Here is an 18,298-nt window from a genome sequence, read left to right on the forward strand (position 1 = left end):
ACTGAAAAATTCCACATTCATACTCATCCGGCCGCCCGACGGCACCGAATTGCCCATAAGAGACTTCGGGCCAGACAACAGGAGCAGATCAGTGTCGCAAGCAGCAGGGATTCCGGCAGGCCGGCGCGTCGCCGTCATCGGCAGCGGAGTGGCGGGGCTGACCGCCGCGTACGTGCTGAACGGGCAGGACCGGGTAACGCTCTTCGAGGCCGACTCCCGGCTCGGCGGCCACGCCCACACCCACGATGTGCCGCAGCAGAACGGACCCACGCTGGGCGTGGACACCGGCTTCATCGTCCACAACCAACGGACGTATCCCACGCTCCTGCGCCTGTTCGCCGAGCTCGGCGTCGAAACCCAGGACTCCGAAATGAGCATGTCCGTCCGCTGCGACGGCTGCGGGCTGGAATACGCCGGCGCACGGGCCAAGGGGCGCGGGATCATTCCCCGGCCGTCCACCCTGCTGCGTGGCCGCTACCTGCGGATGCTGCTGGAAATCACCCGGTTCCACCGCCGGGCCCGCGCCCTGCTGGCCGAACCCGCCACAGGCACGGCATTCGCCGGACACGAGCTCACCCTGGGGGAGTTCCTGGCCCAGGAGAAGTTCAGCAGCTATTTCATCTCGCACTTTATGACCCCCGTGGTCAGCGCCGTTTGGTCCTGCGACCCCACCACCGCGCTTGCCTACCCGGCCCGCTACCTGTTCACCTTCCTGGGCCACCACGGCCTGCTCGGCGTCAAGGGCTCCCCGCAATGGCGGACCGTCACCGGCGGCTCGCGCAGCTACGTCAACAAGGTCGCCGCGACCCTGCCGGACATCCGGCTCGCCAGCCCGGTCACCACGGTGCACCGGCACGCCGACGGCGTCGACGTCACGTCCGCGCTCGGTGCCGGGACCGTGCGCGAGACCTTTGACGCCGTCGTCATCGCCACCCACCCGGCGCAGGCCCTGCGCATGCTCACCGACGCCTCGGCGGCCGAGAGGGCCGCCCTTGGCGGCATGCCGTATTCGGTGAACCAGACGCTCTTCCACCGTGACGAGGCCGTGCTGCCGGCCAGCCCCAACGCCCAGGCCTCCTGGAACTACCGGCTGCCGTCCTGCGACGCGCGGCCGGACAAGGTCCTGGTCAGCTACGACATGACCCGGCTGCAACGGCTGGAACCCGTCGACGGCGGCCGGTACATCGTCAGCCTCGGCGAATCCGAACTGATCGACGACGCCACGGTCCTGGACCGGATGGTCTACGAGCACCCGCAGTACACCCCGGAGTCGCTGGCGGCGCAGCAGCGGATCCTCGGACTCGGCGACGGGCGGCTGGCCTTCGCCGGCGCGTACCACGGCTGGGGATTCCACGAGGACGGCGCCCTGTCCGGTCTCAAGGCGGCCGCCCGGCTCGGCCGCGGCTGGGGCCCGGTCAACAGCGACACTGTTAACATCGGCACGGTGGCCGTGGACCCGGATCTCGCCCCGCCCGCAGTCCAGTCGGCCGCAGTCCAGCCGGCCGCGGTGGAGGTGCCATGAGCGCGCCGGCCACCATCCATCCGGCCGCCCTCCACGGCGCGGCCATCTACCGCACTGCCATCGCCCATGTGCGGCGGACTCCGCTGCGCAACGCGTTTACCTACCGCAGCTACAGCTGGTATGTCGACGTCGACCATCTCCCGCAGCTGCCTCGCCTGCTGCGGCCGCTGGCGGGATTCCGGGTGGAGGACCACCTCGGCGATCCGGACGGCACCCTGCGCGGCAACGTGGAAAGCTACCTTGCCACCCAGGGGATAAAGCTCGACGGCGGACGCATCACCATGCTTGCCAGCGCCCGGGTGTTCGGGCACGTGTTCAACCCGCTGAGCGTGTTCTGGTGCCATAGTGCCTCCGGTGAGCTGCGCTGCGTCGTCGCCGAGGTCCACAACACGTACGGGGAGCGGCACTGCTATCTCCTCGAAACCGACGCCACGGGCAGGGCGAGCGTCCCGAAGGCGTTCTACGTCTCGCCGTTCAACGACGTCGACGGCGAATATCGCATGAAGCTCCCCGAACCCGGCGAACGGCTCGCCGTATCGATCGTCCTGGAACGGGAGGGACAGCAGCCCTTCATCGCCACCATGGACGGCGTCCGGCGCGAAGCGGGCGTGCGGAACATCGTGGCCGCGGCGCTCGCCGTACCCGCGGCCCCGCTGCGTGTCGCGGCGCAGATCCGCTGGCAAGGCATCAAACTGTGGGCGCGCCGCCTGCCCATCATCAAAAAACCACACCACCCTTCACAGGAGGCAGTTCAGTGACAATGACCGAAGCGACCGGATCCGGTACGGGACGGGCACAGGGCACCACTCACAGCAGCGCAGTAAACGGCAGCGCCGTCGACAGCGGGCTCGTCACCAGCAGGGTGCCGTACACCGTTCCCCAGCCTCCCGCCACCATCGACGCCGCCATCTGGCCCAGCATCGCCACGGTCCCCTCGAGCCTCAAGGCCCGTGTGGCCGGACGCGCTGCGGACGCCATCTTCAAGGCGGCCGTGCGCAGGCTGCCGCTGGAAGTCCGGTACCCGGACGGCACAGTATTGGGCAAAGCAGCACTGGGCACGGCTCCCTCCGACCAGGTACCCGCCGGCACCGACTCTGACCAGGCTGCCGCCGGCTATCCCGTCATGACCATCAACCGACCCGTTGCCTTCGCCACCCGCCTCGGCGACGGCGGCCTGATCGGCCTGGGCGAGTCCTTCATGGCCGGAGACTGGGACGCCGATGACCTCACCGCCGTCATGGAGGTGTTTGCCTCCCGCGTCGGCACGCTCGTTCCCGAGCCGCTGCAGAAGCTGCGCGGCCTGTACCTGCCGCGCCAGCCGCGCAGGGAACGGAACACGGAGAAGAACACCCGCTCCAACATCTCCCGGCACTACGACCTCTCCAACGAGCTCTTCGCCTCGTTCCTGGACAGCACCATGACGTACTCCAGCGCCCTCTTCCCGGAAAGCGGCGACGCCCTGCGGAACGTGGCCTGGGACGGGCTGGCCGCAGCGCAGCGGGCCAAGATTGACCGGCTGCTGGACAAGGCCGGCGTGAAGGAAGGCACCCGGGTCCTGGAAATCGGCACCGGCTGGGGAGAGCTTGCCCTGCGCGCCGCCGCCCGCGGCGCCACCGTCTACTCCGTGACGCTCTCCAGCGAGCAGCAGGAACTGGCCCGCCAGCGCGTGGCCGAGGCCGGCTACGCCGACGCCGTCACGATCGAGCTCAAGGACTACCGCGCCGTGGAGGGCGAGTACGACGCCGTCGTCTCGGTCGAAATGATCGAGGCCGTCGGCTTCGAATACTGGGCCACCTACTTCCAGACCATCGAGCGGGTCCTGGCCCCGGGCGGCAAGGTGGCCATCCAGGCCATCACGATCGCCCACGACCGGCTCATGGCCACCCGCACCAGCTACACCTGGGTGCACAAGTACATCTTCCCGGGCGGGGTCATTCCGTCCGTCCGCGCCATCGAGGACATCACGGCGAAGCAGACCGGACTGCGCGTCCGCGAACGCCTCGCCATGGGTGAGCATTACGCCCAGACGCTGCGGCTCTGGGAAGAGCGGTTCATGGCCCGCGAGGACGAGGTGGGGGCCATGGGCTTCGACGCGGTCTTCCAGCGGATGTGGCTGTTCTACCTCTGCTACTCCCGGGCCGGGTTTGAAACGGGCTACCTCGACGTGCAGCAGATCGTGCTCGACTCCGCCTCCTAGCCCCGGTGTTAGAACAATCACGAATCGCTTGAGGCGGGCACCACGGTGCCCGCCTCTTTCGTGTGCCCGGACACCAGATGTAGTGGCCGGCGCCACCAATCCGGGTCCCCGCGGCGGCGCGCGACACGCCGTCTGCGGTGCGACACGCGGGCGTGATTAATGTGGCTAACTACTCCACAGGGTGTGGATTTCGTCCGCCAAAATGGCGGAAATCCGGACATTTGGAGGGCCCCCTCCTGTGGATTAAAGGTGGGTTAAATGACATACTTGTAATACATCATCTTGGGGTCCACATGAGGCTCTTGCACTACATGTAGTATCGACATACAGTTCCAGCAGAGCATCAGCGCGGGACATCCGGAGCCGGGATTGCGCTCCACAGAAGACTTCAACAAAGGGGACAGGACCATGACCGTTACGGTTTACACGAAGCCGGCCTGCGTTCAGTGCAACGCGACCTACCGCGCGCTGGACAAGAAGGGCATCGCCTACCAGAGCGTCGACATTTCCCAGGACGCGGAAGCCCTTGAGCGCCTGAAGTCCCTGGGCTACATGCAGGCCCCCGTTGTCGTCACCGACCAGGACCACTGGTCAGGTTTCCGCCCGGACAAGATCGAAGAACTGGCGCAGGCTGCCGCCGTCGCTGTAGCCTGAAACACCCTGTCGCCTGAAAAGCCCAGGACGCCGCTACCAGGGAAGAATTCACGGTAGATGAGGTGACCACCGTGGTTGTAACAACTGAAGATCGGGTGGCTGCCACGGCTGACGGCGGGGAAGCGGTCAGCACAGCAGCACCGGCCACCACCACGCACTGCCGGCTCATCTACTTTTCCTCCACCTCCGAAAACACCGCACGCTTCGTTGCGAAGCTGGGCGTCGACGCCGCCAGGATCCCCCTTTACCCGAGGGACGCTCCGCTGGTGGCCCGGGAGCCCTACGTTTTGTTGCTCCCGACCTATGGAGGCACCGGGGGAGAGGGATCTGTTCCAAAGCAGGTCATCAGGTTTTTGAACGATCCGGGCAACCGGAAGCTGATCCGCGGAGTGATCGGCGCAGGAAACACCAATTTCGGGGACAACTACTGCATGGCAGGGGACATCATCGCCGCCAAGTGCAAGGTCCCGCACCTATATCGCTTCGAACTCATGGGGACGCCGGAAGACGTCAACCGCGTACAACAAGGATTGGAAGAGTTTTGGACACGACTGTCGCAGACAAAGCAGTAACTGAAGGCGCAGGCCTGCACACGGGCACCGGCACAGCCGCCGCCGCCGCTGTTGAGAAGAAGCACGAGATGCCGGCCGCCTACAAGGGCCTGGGCTACCACGAGCTGAACGCCATGCTGAACCTCTACGGCCCCAACGGGGAAATCCAGTTCGAGGCCGACCGCGAGGCCGCGCACCAGTACTTCCTGCAGCACGTGAACAACAACACCGTGTTCTTCCACGACCTCGAGGAAAAGCTCGACTACCTCGTCAAGAACGAGTACTACGAGCGCGAAACCCTCGACCAGTACACGATGAATTTCATCCGCGAGCTCTACAACCGCGCGTACAAGAAGAAGTTCCGCTTCGAGACCTTCCTCGGCGCGTTCAAGTTCTACACCTCCTACACGCTGAAGACGTTCGACGGAAAGCGCTTCCTGGAGCGCTACGAGGACCGCGTCTGCATGGTGGCCCTGCACCTGGCCCGCGGCGACGAGAAGCTCGCCACCCAGATGGTGGACGAGATCATCGAAGGCCGCTTCCAGCCGGCCACCCCGACGTTCCTGAACGCCGGCAAGCGCCAGCGCGGCGAGCTGGTCTCCTGCTTCCTGCTCCGCATCGAAGACAACATGGAGTCGATCGGCCGGTCCATCAACTCCGCCCTGCAGCTCTCCAAGCGCGGCGGCGGCGTCGCCTTCGCGCTGACCAACATCCGCGAGGTCGGCGCGCCGATCAAGCAGATCGAGAACCAGTCCTCCGGTGTCATCCCCGTGATGAAGCTCCTCGAGGACAGCTTCTCCTACGCCAACCAGCTCGGTGCCCGTCAGGGTGCCGGTGCGGTGTACCTGCACGCGCACCACCCGGACATCTACCGCTTCCTGGACACCAAGCGCGAGAACGCGGACGAGAAGATCCGCATCAAGACCCTCTCGCTCGGCGTCGTCATCCCGGACATCACCTTCGAGCTCGCCAAGCGGGACGAGGACATGTACCTGTTCTCCCCGTACGACGTCGAAAAGGTCTACGGCATGCCGTTCTCCGACGTCTCGGTCACCGAGAAGTACTACGAGATGGTGGACGATTCCCGGATCAAGAAGACCAAGATCAAGGCGCGCGAGTTCTTCCAGACCCTCGCCGAGATCCAGTTCGAATCCGGCTACCCGTACATCATGTTCGAGGACACCGTGAACCGGGAAAACCCGATCGACGGAAAGATCATCATGTCCAACCTGTGCTCGGAGATCCTCCAGGTCTCCCAGCCCACCACGTACCACGATGACCTGTCCTACGACCAGACCGGCAAGGACATCTCCTGCAACCTGGGTTCGCTGAACATCGCCAAGACCATGGACTCGCCGGACTTCGGCCTGACCATCGAGACGGCCATCCGGTCCCTCTCGGCCGTCTCGGACATGTCCAACATCACCTCGGTGCCCTCGATTGCCCGCGGCAACGACCAGAGCCACGCGATCGGCCTCGGCCAGATGAACCTGCACGGCTACCTGGCCCGCGAGCGGGTCCACTACGGCTCCGAAGAGGGCCTGGACTTCACCAACATCTACTTCTACTCGGTGGTGTTCCACGCGGTCCGCGCCTCCAACCTGCTGGCCATCCAGACCGGCCAGACCTTCGGCGGCTTCGAGAAGTCCAAGTACGCCTCCGGCGAGTTCTTCGACAAATACACCGAGCAGGACTGGGTCCCGCAGACCGAGAAGGTCGCCGAGCTGTTCAAGAACATCCACATCCCCACCCAGGATGACTGGCGCGAGCTGAAGGCCTCCGTCATGGAGCACGGCATCTACAACCAGAACCTGCAGGCTGTGCCGCCCACCGGTTCGATCTCCTACATCAACAACTCCACCTCGTCGATCCACCCGGTGGCGTCCAAGATCGAGATCCGCAAGGAAGGCAAGCTGGGCCGCGTGTACTACCCGGCGCCGTACCTGACGAACGACAACCTGGAGTACTACCAGGACGCGTACGAGATCGGCTACGAGAAGGTCATCGACACCTACGCCGCAGCCACGCAGCACGTGGACCAGGGCCTGTCCCTGACGCTGTTCTTCAAGGACACCGCCACCACGCGCGATATCAACAAGGCCCAGATCTACGCCTGGAAGAAGGGCATCAAGACCATCTACTACATCCGTCTCCGCCAGCTCGCGCTGGAAGGGACCGAGGTAGAGGGCTGCGTCAGCTGCATGCTGTAGCTTCAACTAAATCGTGACAGTACGACGGCGGGCGCCCGCCCGCCGTCGTACGCTTTAACTAAGAACTAAACCCAACATTTAGGGGATGACATGACCGAAAAGGTCAAGCTGCTTAGCCACGTCGAGGCGATCAACTGGAACCGCATCCAGGACGACAAGGACGTGGATGTCTGGAACCGCCTGGTCAACAACTTCTGGCTGCCGGAGAAGGTGCCGCTGTCCAACGACGTGCAGTCGTGGGCGACGCTGACCCCGGACGAGCAGCAGCTCACCATGCGCGTGTTCACGGGCCTGACCCTGCTGGACACCATCCAGGGCACCGTCGGCGCCGTCTCGCTGATTCCGGACGCCCTCACCCCGCATGAAGAGGCTGTATACACGAACATCGCGTTCATGGAGTCCGTGCACGCCAAGAGCTACTCCTCCATCTTCTCCACGCTGGCCTCCACCAAGGAGATCGACGAGGCGTTCCGCTGGTCCACCGAGAACGAGAACCTTCAGAAGAAGGCCCAGATCGTCATGGACTACTACCAGGGCGACGATCCCCTCAAGCGCAAGGTGGCCTCCACGCTGCTGGAGAGCTTCCTGTTCTACTCGGGCTTCTACCTGCCGATGTACTGGTCCTCGCGGGCCAAGCTGACGAACACGGCCGACCTGATCCGCCTGATCATCCGCGACGAGGCCGTGCACGGCTACTACATCGGCTACAAGTTCCAGAAGGGCCTGGAGAAGGTCTCCGAGGAGCGCCGGCAGGAAATCAAGGACTACACCTTCGAGCTGCTCTTCGAGCTGTACGAGAACGAGGTCCAGTACACGCACGACCTCTACGACTCCGTCGGCCTGGCCGAGGACGTCAAGAAGTTCCTGCACTACAACGCCAACAAGGCCCTGATGAACCTGGGCTACGAGGCCATGTTCCCGGCCTCGGTCACCGACGTGAACCCGGCGATCCTCTCGGCCCTGTCGCCGAACGCTGACGAGAACCACGACTTCTTCTCGGGTTCGGGTTCGTCGTACGTGATTGGCAAGGCTGTCAACACTGAGGATGACGACTGGGACTTCTAGTCTCATTTAGTTAGACAGGCTATTTGGTCCTTTGGACGAGCTAAAAGGTCCCTGGACAAACTAAACGGTCTTTTGGTCCTGTGTGTGATGTGACGTTCCACGCTACGTGGCCATTTCCCGACTTACGTGGCCACGTTTCACGGTAGTTGGCCAACTGCTGCTCGATGCTGTTGGCCAACTGTGAGGTCTGGGTCCGGTTGAGTTCTTTGCGCACATACACGCCGACATTGTTGGCAGGGCCGCCGGCCGACGCTCCCCTCTCCTGTGATGTTAAATTCGACCGGACACTTGTTGAATCCGCGGCGTGAATGTTCAGGCGGAAGCGGTAGAACCAGCGCGGCTGCGGCCCGCTTTCCGGCCATTTGACTAGGTGGTCCCGCCCCGGAGCGGCCCGTTCTCGTCTGGGCTGCTGATCGGGTCCGCGTGCCGGAGCACAACATGCCAGGCTCCGTCTTCCCTTCGGAAGACCGTTGTGACCCGGAGGGTGAACGGACGTGCTTCCGTCCGCCCCGAAACCTTGGCCTTCCAGTGTTCGACTTCGTGGATGACGGCTGTGTCGGCCGACACCAGGCGGTACAGGCCTTCGAATGACCTGCACTCCCCGTCGCGGAAGTGCGCTACTGCGAAGTCCGTTCGCTCTTCAACATCGGCCCAGCCTTGGGCAGCAGGGCCGAACGGGTTCGCGAGGACGATGTCATTACCGTGGGAGTACAACCGTTTGATGTGCCCGGCGTCGCCTCTGGCGAAGGTGTCCAATGCCTCGTGGTATTGCTCGAGGACGGTGTCGAAGTCCATGGCATGCCTCCTGCAGGGATCCTGGGGAACGCCTCTATTTTAGACCTGTGGAGTATTGATGAGCCTGCAGGGCTGGCCGGAACTAAGCCCCGGGACTGTTGCCCTGCCAAGCTCATCGTGCTGCTGAGTCCAAGCCCAGCAAGCTTTTCGACCAGCATGCTGTGGTTCCTCTTCGGATGATGCCTATCCCAGACCGTGTTGCTGTTGAAGTCCCCCATAAGCAACGCCCCGCCGCCAGCGAGGAATCCAGCGTGGCGGTCGACTATCTCATGCGTCGACCGTGATCGGGCCGCCCGCACCTGCGTGGGTACGAGTGGCCGCGATCCTCGGTCCGTCGGTCAGGTGTAGCTCAGGCTGACCAGCAGTGCTTTGAGTTGGGTGTATTGGTTTGTCGCCATCCAGGCCTTCGCGGCCTCCCTGTTCGGGAACCCCGGGTCGCCGAAAAGGACCCGGGTGAACAGTCCGCCGTTGGCGGTGGAGACGAGATTGCACCATGATGCGACGCCCTCGCCCTCCTTCAGCGACCGGGGATCAGTTAGCCCCATGAAGTAGGCATCGCCATCACCAAAGGATTCCACAGCGAATCCGAAGACGGGCTTCTTGCCGTCCGGCGCCGTCATACCGGAAACTGCCTTGTGATCGAACACGTGACGCGTCACGGGACCGCCAGTGCACCCTGCAGTGACGCCGTTGGCCAGGAAGAGCAGATCGTTTCCCGCACCGTCAGCAACGGTGACCTCAACGCCGGGGAGGCCGGCGGGCGGGTGCACGGTTCGCACGGTCCACGTCTCCGGATAGGCGAAGGAGATGTGTCCGTCCGGGAACGTGAAGGTCTTCAGCGCGGGAGACCCGTGCTTGGCCGCTGAGGCGGGAACCTCCGACGCCGGTACCGCCCTGGCGGCAGGCGCCGTCGGTCCTGCAGTGGAAGCAGGTGGGAAAGTTAAAGTCGCCGTGCGGTCTGCCATGGTACTCACGACAAGGCTCGAAGCGGCGGCCGGAGCCCCCGGCTGTGGCCCACAGCCGGCAAGGGCGAGGCCGATGGAAGAACCTGCGATGGTGACGGCAGTGAAGAGTCTGGCGCGATGTGAATGCATGGTGTAGCCCCCAATTCTTATAACGGCGGGCCGAATGTCCCGCTTGAAAGCAAAGTTTCCGGGACGCGGCCAGTAATTACAGCCAGGGCAAGTTATTTATGCCTTTCAATCGCCCACACGCCTCAGATGGCCGCCGCCTGCCTCCCCGCCGGCACCCGTGACAGGAAGTCCTCCACCACCGCGGCGAACTCGTCAGGCCGTTCGATCTGCGGCATGTGCCCCGTCTTCGAGAATGTGTACGACTCGGCGTGTGGCAGCGCTGCCACTGCCGCCTCGAGGTGGCTGAACGGGAGGATGTGGTCGTGGTCGCCCCAGACCACGAGCGTGGGAGTCTCCGACTGCGCCAACGCCCCGAGGAGGGCCCTCCGCCACCCGGCCCTGACGCCAACGATGGTTCCGAGGTCGCGGGCGACGTCGAGGAGGGTTTGGCGGTGGGATGCCCGCTGCGACAAAGCGAACGCGTGGTCAACGCGGGCGTCGGTCACCAGTGCTTTGTCGTAGAAGATCGACTGGACGGTGCGGCGCGAAGCCACTGGATCCGGACGCAGCAGCAACGCCGCGAGCGGCCCGACCGCGAGCAGGCGCAATACCAGCGCAACCTCCTTGCCAAACCCGGCACTGTTCGCAAGAACCAGCGCCGAAACACGGTCCGGGTGTTCGGCGGCCAGTTTCATGGCGACGGCCCCGCCCAGCGAGTTTCCCATCACGGGGAGCGGCTCGTGCACCCCGACGGCGTCGAGGAAAGCCGGCAAGACGTCGGCCAGCTTCGCCAACGTCGCCGGCCCGGAAAGCCGTTCCGAGTAAGCAAATCCGGGCAGGTCCACGCTGTAAACGGCGTGGCGTGCCGAGAGCCGCTCGTGCTGCCCGTTCCAGTCCTCCAGGCTCTGGCCGATCCCGTGCAGGACCAGCACCGGGTCGCCGCTGCCGGTCTTCCGGTAGCGCAACCGCGTGCCTGCGACGTCGACGTATCCCGTTCCCGGGAGCGCCAGGGGATCCCGGCGCACACATGGCGCCCCACCGGACGCCCGCACCTGTTGTCCGCGCCGACCGAAACGGACCCGGTCGGTCAACCTGCCGGCCCTCAGGAGGGCAAAGTCCCGGAAGTAATTCTGGTGCAGCCGCCACGGTGAACCGGCACCCTGCCGGGGCAGCTGATCGGCCCCGCGGAAAATGTAGCCGGCCTTCAGGTCAATCAGGGAGGACAGCTCACCGTTGGCGACTTCGGCAGGCGCCGCGGGCACCACCCAATGCAGTCCCCGCCGGTCAAGATGCTTCAGCAGCCGGCAGACGTAGCCTGCGACCAGATCCGCCTTCAGGGTCCACGATGCATTGGTGTACCCGATGGTGAGCGCAAAGTTGGGCACGCCGTCGAGCATCATGCCCTTGTAGGTCAGGGTCTTGCCCACGTCCACGGGCTCGCCGTCGACGGTGAGCGTCATCCCGCCAATCACCAGCAGATTCAATCCCGTCGCCGTGACGATGACGTCGGCCGGGATCGACCCGCCCGAGACCAGGTCAATCCCGTCCGGCGTGATCCGGGAGATCCTGTCGGTCACGATGTCGGCAGTGCCTGCGCTGATCGCGCGGTAGAGGTCCCCGTTGGGGATCGCGCAGACCCGCTGGTCCCACGGCTGATACGACGGCGCCAGGTGCGTGTCCACCGCAAAGCCCTGCGGCAGCTTGGCGACCGCCGATTTGCGCAGGATCGCTTTCATGGTCTCCGGCCGCCGTCGGCTGAGCTGGTAAGTGACCATCGAAAAGAGAATGTTCTTGACCCGAACGACGTCGTACGCCAGTTGCGCGGGCAGCTTGCCCCGGAGGCGGTCGGCCAGGTGGTCGCGGGACGGCACGGGGGCGATGTATGTGGGGGAGCGCTGCAGCATCGTCACCTTCGCGGCTGACTTCGCCATGGACGGCACAAGTGTCACCGCGGTGGCCCCGCTGCCGATGATCACCACCTGCTTGCCCTCGTAATCGAGGTCGGCCGGCCAGTGCTGCGGGTGGACGATCGATCCGGCGAAGGTGTCGGCGCCCTCAATGGCAGGGGTAAACCCCTCGTCATAGCGGTAATAGCCCGAGCACACAGACAGGAAAGAGCATGTGAACGTGACCGCCTCGGCGGTGCCGGGTCCCGGGTCGCCGTGCCGGTATTCGCCCTCGGATGTGTGGACGGCCGTCACCGTCCACAGCGCGGTGTCGCTGGACCAGTCGGCAGAGACCACCCGGGTGTTCAGCCGGATCTGCGGGGACAGGCCCTCGTCCGCAATGGTCGCCTCGATGTAGTCGCGGATCGAATCGCCGTCGGCGATCGCCTTGGCACCGGCCCAGGGCCGGAAGGAATAGCCGAGCGTGTACATGTCGCTGTCGGAGCGGACGCCCGGGTATCGGAAGAGATCCCAGGTGCCGCCCACCGTGTCCCGGGACTCCAGGATCACGAACGTCTTCCCTGGTGTTTCGCGTTTCAGCCGGCCCGCGAAACCTATGCCGCTCAGCCCGGCTCCGACAATCAACACATCCACGTGCGCGCTCATCATGCCAAGCTATCGACTTAAAGTCGAGAGAGTCAACACCGTGTTGATGCCTCGCGTTAGGATGGGCGCATGGCTCCACGTGGAAGACGTACAGCACGGGTCTCGGGGGATGAACGCCAGGACGCGATCCTCACAACTGCCGAGGCGCTCCTTGGCGAGCGGTCCTTCGACGACGTTTCGATCGAGGAGCTGGCCCGCGGCGCCGGCATCTCGCGCCCCACCTTCTACTTCTACTTCTCGTCCAAGGATGAGATGCTGCTGGCCCTTCTGGACAGGGTGATCTCCGAGGTAGAGCACCGTGTCAGTGAGTTGCCGCGAAATTTCGAAAGTGACCCCGCGGGAGCCTGGACGCGCTCCATTGGCATGTTCGTTGAGGTGTTCGTGGCGCATCGCGGCGTCGCCACCGCGGCGATTGCAGCGCGGGCCCGCAACGACGAGGTGCGCGCCCTCTGGTCCAAATCGATGCAGTCCTGGGTCGATTTCTCGAGCGATATCATCTCGTCGGAGCAAGCCCGAGGGGCCGCGCCGGACGGCATCGACGCCCATGACCTGGCCGTAAGCCTCAATCTCATGAACGAGCGGGTGATCACCGCCGTCCTCAACCGGGAGATTCCCGCGATCGCGGAGTCCCATGCCCTGGACGTGTTATCCACCATCTGGATCCGCAGTATCTACGGGTCCGTCAACCCCGGCCGTTCCTAGCGCCCGGGTGGAAAGGAAGAACCCGCATGCCCCACCAGATCAAGACCCTGACCGTGCTCGGCACCGGAGTGCTCGGTTCCCAGATCGCCTATCAGGCCGCCTTCCACGGATTCGCTGTCACCGCCTACGACGTCGACGGCGACGCCCTGGAGAAGGCCCGGGCGCGCTTCGCCCGGCTTGTCGGCATCTACCGGGCGGCCGACGTCGGCGGTGCCGGAGAGGGCAAAGCCGAGGCAGCTCTTGAAAACCTCCGCCTCACCGCCAACCTCGGGGACGCCGTCGCCGATGCAGACCTCGTGATCGAGGCCGTTCCTGAACTGCTGGAGGTGAAGCGGGACGTCTACCGCACGCTCGCAGATCTGGCCCCCGCCAAGACCATCTTCGCCACGAACTCATCAACTTTGCTGCCCAGTGATCTCAAAGATTCCACCGGCCGCCCCGACCGCTTCCTCGCCATCCATTACGCCAACAACATCTGGGTGCAGAACATCGCCGAGGTGATGGGAACCGACGAAACCTATCCCGCAGTCTTCGACGCCGTCGTCGACTTCGCGCGAAACAGCGGGCTGGAGCCAATCGAGATCAGGAAGGAGAAGGCCGGCTACGTGCTGAACTCCCTGCTGGTCCCGCTCCTGAACGCGGCCGCCGGCCTGCTGCTGCAAGGCGTCGCCAGCCCGGAAACGATCGACAAGACGTGGCGCATTGCCACCGGAGCGCCGAGCGGTCCGTTCCAGATCTACGACGTCGTCGGGCTGGGAACCGCCTACAACATTGCCGCCTCATCGCCAGACCCCGGATCGCAGGCCTTCGCTCGGTACCTCAAGGACAACTACATCGACCAGGGCAAGCTCGGCGTCGAGACGGGCGAGGGTTTCTACACCTACTAAGTCTTCGCGTGGGCTGACGGACGGTCTAGCGGAGGGGGAGTGGCTGTGGAACCGCTTTTTACACTGACCCGGTCAGCCCTGGCGGTTCGTGTCCAGGACGGTGATGTCCAGGGGCATGCGCTTGGCGCGACGGAGGCGTCCGGCCAGCACGTTGCGCACGCCGCGGGTCACCATGGTCGTCTTGGTCAGATACCGGAACTCGGCGGCGTCCGACGTTACCAGGTCCAGCAGCGGCCGCGCGGCGTCGTCAGCGGTCTGCCCCCACAGCCCGACGACGACCTGCAGCCCGCCCAGTCGATGCTCGTACCCGGGCTGGGACGTGACGTGCCCCAGCATGTCCGTGATCACCAGGCCCGGATTCATGCCATGCACCCGGACGCCGGTGCCCTTGGTCTCCACCCGCAACGTCTCGGTGAATTGGCGCACCCAACGCTTGCTTGACGCGTACGCGTTCTGCAGCGCTACCGGCCCCTGGTCGCCGTGGCCGTACACGTTGACGAGGTCGCCGCGACCTTGGCCGATGAACACCGGCAACGCCACCCTCGACCCGTGGAACGTGCCGAGGATGTTCGTGCGCACCACTTGCGTGAAGTCCTCGACCGGCGTGGAGGCCGTCGGCCCGAAGACACCGGAAGCTCCGGCGTTGTTGACCCAGATGTCGAGCGTCCCGCGGCTAAGGGCCTCGTCGCGCAGGGCCTCGACGTCGGCCAGTTCACCGGTGTCGCAGTGACGCCCGGATGCCACGATCCCTTCCGCGTGCAGCCGCTCGACTGCGGCCTCGACGTCGGCGTCCGACCTGGACGCCAGCACCACCGTCGCACCCTGATGCCCCAGCAACCGGGCCATGGCCAACCCCAGGCCGCGCGTCGAGCCAGTCACGACTGCCACGCGACCGCGGAGGACATCTCGTCGCGAACCCATGCTTCTCTCATACGCGTAGTGACCGGGGAGAGCAAGGGCGCAGGCTTAGTGACAGTTCCGAGGTGGTTGTCCGCCGGGTGGTTCCCCGGCGGCGCTGTTCCATCGCATAGGGGCAATTGCCGGGGGTCTGTCGTCGACGCCGCGGACGGATTTAGACTGAATCATTCCGCGACGCCGGCCGGCTGGCGATGCTGAGCGGGCAACCGAAGATCAGCGGCCGCCTTGTCGTACGTAGTCGGCGGGATCGTAGTGGATCCGGAGTGTCGAGATCTTGCCGTTGTCGAAGCGGAAGAACTCTGCGAGCCGGACAATCCCTGCCGGCATGCGGGCGTCGTAGAGTATCGCGGAGCCATCTGCGCCGTGGACCTCTTGGAGGATCTCGAGGTCCGACACCGTGGCGATGAAGCCTTTTACGCCTTGGCAGAATCCGGCGGCCCCTGTGCGCTTCCCTGCGATCGGACCTTCAAATTCGAGGTCGTCGACGAGCAAAGTGCGCAGCTCGCCGTCGGGGTCGAACGCATCTATGCCGGCGGCCAGGATCCGGTAGTAGCGCTGGAGTACGTCTGGCGCAGCCTTGCTCAGCGTGGACATCGGCAGCTCCTCCCTAAGATTGAAATCTTCAAGCTCTGCACATCCATGAGGCGGAGAACGCGGTTCAATGTGGACCGGATCGTCGCCGGTCAGGTTATAGCCGTTGAGTACAGAAGTCACGACGTCGAGGAGGACTGCCGCTGCGGCGTGGTGCTCACCGTCGTCTGTCTGGGATGCACGAAGGCTGAGGCGGAGACGCAACAGCGTGGCGGGGCTACAGTCCCCGGAGTCGTTCAGGCGTTCTGCTGGTTCGCGGCCGTCAGCGTCTTGCCTAGAACTGGGTAGTGCCGCGCAGCCGGCGGGGGCGGCCGTCGGGGTCCATGAGGAGGCGGTTCATCGGATCGGCCCAGAGGCGTTGGCGGGCCGACACCGGCTCTGGAGTGTGGTGGCGCGCGTGTCCGGCGGGTTGGGGGGAGCGGCGGCCGGCTTCATGCCAGCGGTCGAGAGCGTCTGCGGTGGTGTTCCAAAGTTTGAGCCCGGCCGCCGGGTCGACGAGCCGGGGATCGTTCTGGTCCAGCCCCAGGTGTTCTCCCCAGAGTTGGAGCCGGAGCCCGTGGGCCAACGGCCGGGAAGCGTCGTGGCGGTTGTCTGCGCCGGGCGCCTCCCGGTTGTCGACAGTCGTGTCGAGTACGGCGCACGTGAGCTCGCTGTCGTTGGTCCAGGACCGGCGGTTGAAGTTGTCTGAGCCGCAGGTGAACCAGATGTCGTCGATGATGCAGATCTTGGCGTGGACATAGATCGGAGTTCCCGCACGGTTCTCCAGGTCGAACACGCCGACCCTGTCGGGCGCGACCCGACGCAGCATGCTGATGGCACGCAGTTGCCCGATCCGGGCCGCCGGCCCTGCGAGAGGCCCGTCAGCGTCGGGGTAACGGGGTACGACGGCGATCACGTTCAGGTCGGGATTCCGGTCGAGGGCCTCCGCGATTCCGGCTGCGACCTCTTTCGACCACAGGTACTGATCCTCGACGTAGATCAGCGAGCGGGCGCGGGCGAAGGCTTTCGTGTAGGCGCGGGCAATGCTGCGTTCCCCGTCGGGCGCGAACGGGAACGGGGGACGTTTCACCCCGTAGGTGCGCAGCAGCTGCACGGCGTGCTTGCCCGCCGGTGGCGGTGGCGGTGCAGTGGCCGGGAGCGGTTCGGGGTGCCGGGGCATGCGGGCCAGTCGTTGCAGCAGCATCCGGTAGGGGGTGCGCCGGTCCAGAGGATGCGGGTCGTTCCACCGTTCAGCAAATACTGCCAGGACATCTGCGACCACGGGGCCACGCAGTTCGAGGGCGGCATCGTGCCACGGGGGTCGTTCCCCGTACCGGGAATCCATGCTCACCGCCTGCGGGTCGCCCGCATGGTCGGCGTCGTCCCGACGGCTGTGGGAAAGGTCGAGCCCGCCAACGAACGCGACGTCCCGCGAGGGATTGTCGCGATGGCGAATGACGAAGAGCTTCTGATGATGGGAGCCGAACACGCGTACTCGCTGATCCAGCAGCACCTCTCCGCCGGCGTCGTTGACCTGACGGCTCAGGAGCTCATTGGAACGGCCGCTGATCGGGGCCGATACGCGCTCTCCATGGGATCTCCAGACAAGGCCCCGCACTTCCACTCCCTCACGGGCCAAGCCAGCGAGCACCTCACCGATCGACGGTCCGTCCGCCAGCAGCCGCTCGTCGGCGTCGCCACGCCAGTCGGTGAACCACACGCGGTCCCCGGGCTGCAGAGCCGTCAACTCCTCATGCAGCCGGGCGAAGTAGGTCGCTCCATGAATCAGGGGCCGCACAAGATTGCCCTCCGACCACGGCGGCGATCCGGCCCCGCCCGCGTGTACGTCTGTGGCCAAATTCCCCCGCTCAGCACGGCTCAGAAACCACGTACCAGCATCACTGTCCACTCAGTCCTTCTTTCGGCGCCCGAGCCCAGGGCACTAGTGTCCGGTCTTCAACGTAGCGACTGTGCTGCCTAATGTCACCGACCGGGTCAAAGGCGCCGGTATCAGAGGACCCGTGGAACACCCGCTCCTGTCGGGCGCCCACTTGAACTGATACCCAGGGATGGCTTGTGAGGAGGGCGGCGCAGCAACGGATCAAACTCGCTCTCCGGCCCTACCGGGATGACGCTGGACGGCCTATCGTGGTCCTGACACAGCCCGAGGGAAAGGAACGACGATGTTCACCCTGCAGATTAGCTATCCGGTCCGGGACTACGAGGCCTTTAAGAACGTCTTCGACAGCGATCCTGCAGGCCGAGCCGCCTCCGGCGCCCGGTCTGTCCGCCTGTTGAGGGATACGGAGGACCAGAACAGCGTGGCCGTGCTCCTTGACTTCGACACCAGGGACGCCGCGACCGGCTTTCTGGATAAGTTGCGCAGCCAGGTGTGGGACAAACCCGAGGTGATCGGGCAGCTGATGACGGCAGCGCCGACAGCCAGGATTCTGGAAGAAGTGGCCCGCGAGGGCCAGGGCGCGGGCTGACCGCTGAGAATCATGCTGGACTCGCGGTGGCACAAGAAACCGCTGCATCCCGTGGGTGCCAATGTTGGCTCTCGGGCAGGTTTGGGCGCCATGAGAGCGTCGAGTTCAAAGCC

The 18,298-nt window shown here is 65.0% G+C and carries 16 protein-coding genes; 10 read left to right on the plus strand and 6 right to left on the minus strand.

Features of this window, described 5'->3' with window-relative positions:
• The first annotated feature begins 91 nt into the window (after window positions 1-91).
• The 7 genes from AC1DDH_RS00540 (at window position 92) to nrdF (ending at window position 8,199) form a co-directional block, all read left to right on the plus strand.
• Window positions 92-1,522, plus strand: coding sequence for an NAD(P)/FAD-dependent oxidoreductase (locus AC1DDH_RS00540; protein ID WP_476954609.1), 1,431 nt, complete (start codon window positions 92-94; stop codon window positions 1,520-1,522).
• The gene (locus AC1DDH_RS00545; protein WP_476954610.1) at window positions 1,519-2,280 is read left to right on the plus strand and encodes a DUF1365 domain-containing protein; all 762 of its coding nucleotides are present in this window, start codon (window positions 1,519-1,521) and stop codon (window positions 2,278-2,280) included. Before AC1DDH_RS00540 ends, AC1DDH_RS00545 begins: the two co-directional genes overlap by 4 nt.
• Window positions 2,277-3,719 (plus strand): class I SAM-dependent methyltransferase, encoded by a 1,443-nt coding sequence (locus AC1DDH_RS00550; protein WP_476954611.1) that lies wholly within the window; start codon window positions 2,277-2,279, stop codon window positions 3,717-3,719. The genes AC1DDH_RS00545 and AC1DDH_RS00550 overlap by 4 nt, the downstream gene beginning before the upstream one ends.
• 408 nt (window positions 3,720-4,127) lie before the next feature.
• On the plus strand, window positions 4,128-4,373 hold the full coding sequence (gene nrdH / locus AC1DDH_RS00555) for a glutaredoxin-like protein NrdH (protein WP_018773329.1): 246 nt from the start codon (window positions 4,128-4,130) through the stop codon (window positions 4,371-4,373).
• Window positions 4,374-4,540: 167 nt separating this feature from the next.
• Window positions 4,541-4,945, plus strand: coding sequence for a class Ib ribonucleoside-diphosphate reductase assembly flavoprotein NrdI (gene nrdI / locus AC1DDH_RS00560; RefSeq protein ID WP_223916943.1), 405 nt, complete (start codon window positions 4,541-4,543; stop codon window positions 4,943-4,945).
• Between the two features lie 68 nt (window positions 4,946-5,013).
• On the plus strand, window positions 5,014-7,134 hold the full coding sequence (nrdE, locus tag AC1DDH_RS00565; protein WP_476947071.1) for a class 1b ribonucleoside-diphosphate reductase subunit alpha: 2,121 nt from the start codon (window positions 5,014-5,016) through the stop codon (window positions 7,132-7,134).
• A 90-nt stretch (window positions 7,135-7,224) separates the two neighbouring features.
• The gene (gene nrdF, locus AC1DDH_RS00570) at window positions 7,225-8,199 is read left to right on the plus strand and encodes a class 1b ribonucleoside-diphosphate reductase subunit beta (RefSeq protein WP_223916933.1); all 975 of its coding nucleotides are present in this window, start codon (window positions 7,225-7,227) and stop codon (window positions 8,197-8,199) included.
• Between the two features lie 366 nt (window positions 8,200-8,565).
• Here the strand turns inward: nrdF and AC1DDH_RS00575 are convergent, their stop codons facing one another.
• The 3 genes from AC1DDH_RS00575 to AC1DDH_RS00585 all read right to left on the minus strand — a co-directional run bounded on the left by AC1DDH_RS00575 (window position 8,566) and on the right by AC1DDH_RS00585 (window position 12,619).
• Window positions 8,566-8,994, minus strand: coding sequence for a YybH family protein (locus AC1DDH_RS00575; RefSeq protein ID WP_476954612.1), 429 nt, complete (start codon window positions 8,992-8,994; stop codon window positions 8,566-8,568).
• Between the two features lie 338 nt (window positions 8,995-9,332).
• Window positions 9,333-9,968 (minus strand): hypothetical protein, encoded by a 636-nt coding sequence (locus AC1DDH_RS00580; protein WP_476954613.1) that lies wholly within the window; start codon window positions 9,966-9,968, stop codon window positions 9,333-9,335.
• A gap of 242 nt (window positions 9,969-10,210) precedes the next feature.
• Complete coding sequence (locus AC1DDH_RS00585) at window positions 10,211-12,619, minus strand: alpha/beta fold hydrolase (protein WP_476954614.1); 2,409 nt, start codon at window positions 12,617-12,619, stop codon at window positions 10,211-10,213.
• A gap of 69 nt (window positions 12,620-12,688) precedes the next feature.
• Between AC1DDH_RS00585 and AC1DDH_RS00590 the strand changes: the two genes are divergently transcribed.
• Complete coding sequence (locus AC1DDH_RS00590; RefSeq protein WP_476954615.1) at window positions 12,689-13,321, plus strand: TetR/AcrR family transcriptional regulator; 633 nt, start codon at window positions 12,689-12,691, stop codon at window positions 13,319-13,321.
• 26 nt (window positions 13,322-13,347) lie between these two features.
• Window positions 13,348-14,208 carry a 3-hydroxyacyl-CoA dehydrogenase gene (locus AC1DDH_RS00595; protein ID WP_476954616.1) on the plus strand — a complete coding sequence of 287 codons (861 nt, stop codon included), beginning with the start codon at window positions 13,348-13,350 and terminating at the stop codon, window positions 14,206-14,208.
• Between the two features lie 72 nt (window positions 14,209-14,280).
• Here the strand turns inward: AC1DDH_RS00595 and AC1DDH_RS00600 are convergent, their stop codons facing one another.
• The 3 genes from AC1DDH_RS00600 to AC1DDH_RS00610 form a co-directional block, all read right to left on the minus strand.
• Window positions 14,281-15,087 carry an SDR family oxidoreductase gene (locus AC1DDH_RS00600; protein WP_476954617.1) on the minus strand — a complete coding sequence of 269 codons (807 nt, stop codon included), beginning with the start codon at window positions 15,085-15,087 and terminating at the stop codon, window positions 14,281-14,283.
• A 252-nt stretch (window positions 15,088-15,339) separates the two neighbouring features.
• On the minus strand, window positions 15,340-15,720 hold the full coding sequence (locus tag AC1DDH_RS00605) for a nuclear transport factor 2 family protein (protein ID WP_476850097.1): 381 nt from the start codon (window positions 15,718-15,720) through the stop codon (window positions 15,340-15,342).
• A 271-nt stretch (window positions 15,721-15,991) separates the two neighbouring features.
• A complete protein-coding gene (locus AC1DDH_RS00610; RefSeq protein WP_476954618.1) occupies window positions 15,992-17,494 on the minus strand; it encodes a phospholipase D family protein in 1,503 nt (500 codons plus the stop codon).
• A 385-nt stretch (window positions 17,495-17,879) separates the two neighbouring features.
• Between AC1DDH_RS00610 and AC1DDH_RS00615 the strand changes: the two genes are divergently transcribed.
• Window positions 17,880-18,185 carry a hypothetical protein gene (locus AC1DDH_RS00615; protein ID WP_476954619.1) on the plus strand — a complete coding sequence of 102 codons (306 nt, stop codon included), beginning with the start codon at window positions 17,880-17,882 and terminating at the stop codon, window positions 18,183-18,185.
• Window positions 18,186-18,298: the final 113 nt, after the last annotated feature.

The sequence above is a fragment of the Arthrobacter sp. 10T425 genome (assembly GCF_056393985.1).

Coding starts and splice junctions, on each gene's coding strand:
- AC1DDH_RS00545 (WP_476954610.1), top strand. CDS start 1,519: ATGAGCGCGCCGGCCACCATCCATCCGGCCGCCCTCCACGGCGCGGCC.
- nrdH (WP_018773329.1), top strand. CDS start 4,128: ATGACCGTTACGGTTTACACGAAGCCGGCCTGCGTTCAGTGCAACGCG.
- nrdE (WP_476947071.1), top strand. CDS start 5,014: ATGCCGGCCGCCTACAAGGGCCTGGGCTACCACGAGCTGAACGCCATG.
- nrdF (WP_223916933.1), top strand. CDS start 7,225: ATGACCGAAAAGGTCAAGCTGCTTAGCCACGTCGAGGCGATCAACTGG.
- AC1DDH_RS00575 (WP_476954612.1), bottom strand. CDS start 8,994: ATGGACTTCGACACCGTCCTCGAGCAATACCACGAGGCATTGGACACC.
- AC1DDH_RS00585 (WP_476954614.1), bottom strand. CDS start 12,619: ATGAGCGCGCACGTGGATGTGTTGATTGTCGGAGCCGGGCTGAGCGGC.
- AC1DDH_RS00590 (WP_476954615.1), top strand. CDS start 12,689: ATGGCTCCACGTGGAAGACGTACAGCACGGGTCTCGGGGGATGAACGC.
- AC1DDH_RS00595 (WP_476954616.1), top strand. CDS start 13,348: ATGCCCCACCAGATCAAGACCCTGACCGTGCTCGGCACCGGAGTGCTC.
- AC1DDH_RS00605 (WP_476850097.1), bottom strand. CDS start 15,720: ATGTCCACGCTGAGCAAGGCTGCGCCAGACGTACTCCAGCGCTACTAC.
- AC1DDH_RS00615 (WP_476954619.1), top strand. CDS start 17,880: ATGTTCACCCTGCAGATTAGCTATCCGGTCCGGGACTACGAGGCCTTT.